We start from the raw sequence: 3,006 nt of genomic DNA on the forward strand, positions 1-3,006 counted from the left end.
AGCTGGGGATGATGACGGTGATCCGCTTCGCGGACGCGCGCTTCATCGCGTCGACCATGAGCAGGTGCTCCATGATCGCCTCGTTGATGGGCGCCGCATGGGACTGCAGCACGAAGGCGTCCGCGCCGCGCACCGACTCCCCGAACCGGACGTAGAGCTCGCCGTTGGCGAAGGTGTACGCCGTGGTGGGCAGCAGGTCGATCCCCAGGCTCTCCGCGACCGCGTCCGCGAGATCCGGATGCGCGCGACCCCCCGCCAGCACCAGCCGACGCTCGCTCGGATTCGAGATCACGGCGTTCATGCTTCTCCCTTGTGCTCGGCGGCCGCTGCCGCACGCTCCTCCTGCGCCCCCGACGATAGTGCGCCGTCGACGGTCACGTCCTGTGCTGCCCGTGCCGCGGCCGCGGACGGGGTACCCGGCCTGCGACGCTCGACCCATCCCTCGACCACCTGCTGCGGCACCGAGTTCAGCGCGAGCGCCCCGGCGGGCACGTCGTGGCGGATGATCGCGCCGGCACCGGTGTACGCACCGTCGCCGATCTCCACCGGCGCGATGAGCGTGTTGTCCGAGCCGATGCGCACGTGCGATCCCACGGTCGAGCGGTTCTTCGAGACGCCGTCGTAGTTGACGAAGATGGTGCCGGCGCCCACGTTGGAGTGGTGGCCCACCGTGGCGTCGCCCACATAGCTGAGGTGCGGCACCTTGGAGTGGTCGCCGATCACCGCGTTCTTGGTCTCGACGAAGGCGCCGATCTTTCCCTCGACTCCCAGCACGGTGCCGGGGCGCAGGAACGTGAACGGCCCCACGGTAGCGCCGGCGCCGATCCGAGAACCCGAGCCGTGCACGCGGGTGACGGTGGCGGCCTCGCCCACCTCGACATCGGTGAGCGTCGAGTCCGGGCCCACCGTGGCGTGCGCCCGCACCACCGTCGAGCCGTAGAGCTGCGTTCCCGGCAGGAGGGTCACGTCCGGCTCGAGCGTGACGTCCGCGTCGATCCAGGTGGTCGACGGATCGACCACGGTCACGCCGGCACGCATCCACGCCTCGACGATGCGGCGGTTGAGGGCCGCCCCGGCGGAGGCCAGCTGGACGCGGTCGTTGACGCCCTCGACCGCCGCCGCGTCGGGCGCCACGAGCGCGCCCACCCGGCCGCCGGCGTCGCGCGCGAGCGCCAGGACGTCGGTGAGGTAGAGCTCGCCCTGCGAGTTGTCGGTCGTGAGCCGCGCCAGCGCGTCTCGCAGCTGCGTGGCGTCGAACACGTAGATGCCGGCGTTGATCTCGGCGATCTCGTGCTCGTCCTGGTTCGCGTCCTTGTGCTCGACGATGCGGAGCACCACGCCCTCGGTGTCGCGGACGATGCGACCGTATCCGGTCGCGTCGGCCACCTCGGCGGTGAGGACCGTGACGGCGTTGCCGTCCGCCTCGTGCGCCTCGACCAGCGCGGCGAGCAGCGCGCCGTCGACCAGGGGCACGTCGCCGCTGGTCACCACCACCGCGCCATGCACCTGCGCGTCGAGCACGGCGCGGTCGCCCACGCTGCCGCCGGCGACGGCGGCGGCCACGGCGGTCGCATCGAGGATCGACAGCCCACATCGGACGGCGCTGCCGGTGCCCGGGACGTCGTCCTGGTCCGCGATCAGCGCGTGCGGCGCGGCCTCATGGATGTGGCCCACCACCGCGTCACGCTCGTGCCTGACCACCACCACGGTGCGGCCCGGGTCGAGCTCGGCGGCGGCGGCGAGGGCGTGAGCCACCAGCGTCCGCCCGGCGATCCGGTGCAACACCTTGGGGGTCGCGGACCGCATACGGGTCCCCGCTCCGGCGGCCAAGATCATCACGGCTGCGGGTGGAGTAGGGGGCACCTGCACTCCTCACGTAGCGGACCCCGGCTGGGGCGGCAGTCACGGACGCCTCAGTCTAGCCCGCGCGCCGCATCGTGCCGTCGCCGTCGGGACGGTCGCCGCAGCCGCAATTCGGTACGTCAGTGCGCGATTCGGGGTCGAATCGTGCCCTCATGCACCGAACTGGCGCCGGAGACCGCGCCGAGGCTCCGCCCACAGGATTCGAACCTGTACCGCAAGGCTCCAAAGGCCTGCATGCTGCCGTTACACCAGGGCGGAACGGGGGCTCGCCGCCCCCGGGCGACCAGTCTGCCAGGATTCGCGGCACACTTGACTCCGTGACCATCGAGCCCCGCCGCCCCCCGCGGTCCCGCATGACCGCCCGCGAGCGCCGGGAGCAGCTGCTGACGGTGGGCCGCGCGCTGTTCGCGGAGAAGGGCTTCGAGGGGACGTCGGTCGAGGAGATCGCGTCCCGCGCGGACGTCTCCAAGCCGGTGGTGTACGAGCACTTCGGCGGCAAGGAGGGCATGTACGCGGTGATCGTCGACCGTGAGGTCGAGGCCCTGCTGGGCGCCCTCACCGGCGCACTTGCGCAGCGCGCCCACCCGCGCCAGCTCGTGGAGCGGGCCGCATTGGCGCTGCTGGGCTACATCGAGGACTCGCCGGACGGCTTCCGGATCCTCGCGCGCGACTCCCCGGTGGCGCAGGCCTCCGGCACGTTCTCCTCGCTGCTCGGAGACGTCGCAGCGCAGGTCGAGGGGCTGCTGGGCGACCAGTTCAGCAAGCGCGGCCTGGACCCCACCGTGGCGCCCGTGTACTCGCAGATGCTGGTGGGCATGGTCGCACTGGCGGGTCAGCACTGGGCCGAGGTGCGCGAACCGTCCAAGCAGGTGGTCGCGGCGCACCTGGTGAACCTCGCCTGGAACGGACTGTCCTCGCTCGAACGACGCCCGGACCTGCCCTCCGCCTGACGCCGCGCATCTTCCCTCGCACGATGCGCGGGCGCAGTTGTAGATTGCCCCTGGGTGCCGCACGGGCGCCCTCGTAGTCTTCAGGGGGATCCACCATGATCAAGGGCTTCAAGGACTTCATCATGCGCGGCAACGTGGTCGATCTGGCCGTCGCCGTCGTCATCGGCGCGGCGTTCGGCGCCGTCGTCACGTC

4 protein-coding genes and 1 tRNA gene are annotated in these 3,006 nt (G+C 71.7%); 2 read left to right on the top strand and 3 right to left on the bottom strand.

Translation table 11 applies throughout. The features are described from left to right. From Q0L54_RS10945 to Q0L54_RS10955, 3 genes are all read right to left on the bottom strand, one after another. Nucleotides 1-301, bottom strand: a 301-nt coding sequence (locus tag Q0L54_RS10945) for a ribose-phosphate pyrophosphokinase-like domain-containing protein (protein ID WP_296668051.1), incomplete at its 3' end; no start/stop codon positions are given. Next, nucleotides 298-1,836: a bifunctional UDP-N-acetylglucosamine diphosphorylase/glucosamine-1-phosphate N-acetyltransferase GlmU gene (gene glmU, locus Q0L54_RS10950; protein WP_296668053.1), complete on the bottom strand. Its 1,539-nt coding sequence runs from the start codon at nucleotides 1,834-1,836 to the stop codon at nucleotides 298-300. The genes glmU and Q0L54_RS10945, both read right to left, overlap by 4 nt. A gap of 213 nt (nucleotides 1,837-2,049) precedes the next feature. Next, a tRNA-Gln gene (locus Q0L54_RS10955) sits at nucleotides 2,050-2,121 on the bottom strand. Nucleotides 2,122-2,216: 95 nt separating this feature from the next. Between Q0L54_RS10955 and Q0L54_RS10960 the strand changes: the two genes are divergently transcribed. Then, on the top strand, nucleotides 2,217-2,813 hold the full coding sequence (locus tag Q0L54_RS10960; protein WP_296668055.1) for a TetR/AcrR family transcriptional regulator: 597 nt from the start codon (nucleotides 2,217-2,219) through the stop codon (nucleotides 2,811-2,813). Between the two features lie 95 nt (nucleotides 2,814-2,908). Beyond that, nucleotides 2,909-3,006, top strand: a 98-nt coding sequence (locus Q0L54_RS10965) for an MscL family protein (protein ID WP_296668057.1), incomplete at its 3' end; no start/stop codon positions are given.

It is taken from the genome of Demequina sp. (assembly GCF_024642165.1).
Lineage (GTDB): Bacteria > Actinomycetota > Actinomycetes > Actinomycetales > Demequinaceae > Demequina.

What these genes read in the sequence shown, in the direction of transcription:
- glmU (WP_296668053.1), bottom strand. Translation starts at nt 1,836, where the DNA reads ATGATCTTGGCCGCCGGAGCGGGGACCCGTATGCGGTCCGCGACCCCC.
- Q0L54_RS10960 (WP_296668055.1), top strand. Translation starts at nt 2,217, where the DNA reads ATGACCGCCCGCGAGCGCCGGGAGCAGCTGCTGACGGTGGGCCGCGCG.